1 protein-coding gene is annotated in these 1,719 nt (G+C 56.7%); it reads left to right on the forward strand.

Going from position 1 to position 1,719, the window contains the following annotated elements:
- The first annotated feature begins 118 nt into the window (after positions 1 to 118).
- On the forward strand, positions 119 to 1,702 hold the full coding sequence (locus ACT3UQ_RS19640) for an IS1634 family transposase (RefSeq protein ID WP_444637810.1): 1,584 nt from the start codon (positions 119 to 121) through the stop codon (positions 1,700 to 1,702).
- Positions 1,703 to 1,719: the final 17 nt, after the last annotated feature.

Below are 1,719 nucleotides of genomic sequence, written 5' to 3' on the forward strand. Positions count from 1 at the left end.
ACCTGTATCGTGCCACGGTTAGTGATTGAACATCATCAATACCCGTTGACCTGACCATTCATCCGGTCGGAAGATCGAAAAGGGTCACTAATTCACATGCCCACCGTAGGCTAGAAGCATGACCATGAGATTCATCCGGAAGGTCCGCACCAAGTCAGGTGCCGTCGCCGTGCAAATCGTGAACCGGACCGGACGCGTTGTCACCGGTATTGAACACATTGGCTCAGCACACACAGACGCTGAACTCGGAATCCTCCTGGTCAAAGCCGAAGCACAACTTCACCCAGGGCAGCAGACCTTCGACTTCGGTGATATCGAGCAGGCCCCTGTGAAAACCAGCGATATCGCAGATTGGCGAGACCCTGAAACCATCAAACAATCCGATGCAAAACAGTCCAGAAGCATCAGCGCGACCGGTAAAGTCATCGCTTCCCCAGCGATGATTCTCTGGGAGATTCTTGAAGCCGCTTACGACCGGCTTGGATTCAATGTCCTTGACGATCCGGCATTCAAGGCCATGGTTCTGGCGAGACTGATCGAGCCGACCTCGAAAGCACAGAGCATTCGTGTCCTCCAGCAAATTGATGCGCCGCACCCCTCATTGCGCACGTTGTTCCGTAGCCTGGGCGCCTGTATCGACAAGGACTACCGCGACCAGCTGGCCAAAGCCATGGTCGCCTACCGGTCAGCAACCGCAGGCCTAGCATCGTTGGTGATGTACGACGTGACCACGCTTCATTTCGAGGCGAAGGACGAGGACAAGCTGCGCAAAGTAGGCATGAGCAAGGAACGCCGCGTCGACCCGCAAATCCAGGTCGGGCTGCTCGTGGATCCGGCAGGGTTCCCGCTGGAACTGCACATGTTCGAGGGGAATAAGGCCGAAACCACTACGATCATCCCCGTGCTCGAAGCGTTCCAACAACGCCACGGCATCACCGACCTGGTGGTCGTGGCTGACGCGGGCATGCTTTCGGCCAACAACTTGAAGGCGATCGAGGACGCCGGGTTCACGTTCATTGTCGGCTCTCGCCTGACCAAGGCACCCTACGACCTGCAGGAGCACTTCGACACGAAGGGCAACCGGTTCACCAATGGTCAGGTCTTGGAATCCACGCGTGTGATGGGCACGGGGAAGAACGCGCGGGAGCGCAGGGTGGTGTATCAGTGGTCGGCGAAGCGTTTCGCCAGGGACAACCGGAATATCAACCTCATGGAACGCAAGGCCCTGGCGGTGGCCGAGGGCAAATCGCCTATGAAGAAGGTGCGGTTCCTGAAAGTATCAGGGGCCGAGAAAGAGCTGGACGAGAAAATCATCGAACGAGCCAGGATGCTGGCCGGCTTGAAAGGCTACGTCACCAATCTGCCGGTCGAATCGGCACCTGCCACGCAGGTGATCAGTGCTTATCACGATTTGTGGCAGGTGGAGGCCTCGTTCAGGATGACGAAGTCGGATCTGCGGGCCAGGCCGATCTTCCACCGTGAAAAGGATTCTATCGATGCCCACTTGACGGTTGTCTTTGCTGCTTTGGCTATTGGCCGGAATCTGCAGGAACTGTCTGGGCTGCCGTTAAAACGGTTAATCACGGATCTGAAGGGATTACGCGGCTCGCGGGTGCTGATCAACGGCGGTGAGATGACTTTTGATGCGTTGGTTCCTGCTGAATTCGAAGCGGTGATTGGCGATCTGAAAAAGGGTCACTAACAGTGGCACGAAACAGG

The sequence above is a fragment of the Glutamicibacter sp. AOP12-B1-11 genome (assembly GCF_052379245.1).
GTDB lineage: Bacteria > Actinomycetota > Actinomycetes > Actinomycetales > Micrococcaceae > Glutamicibacter.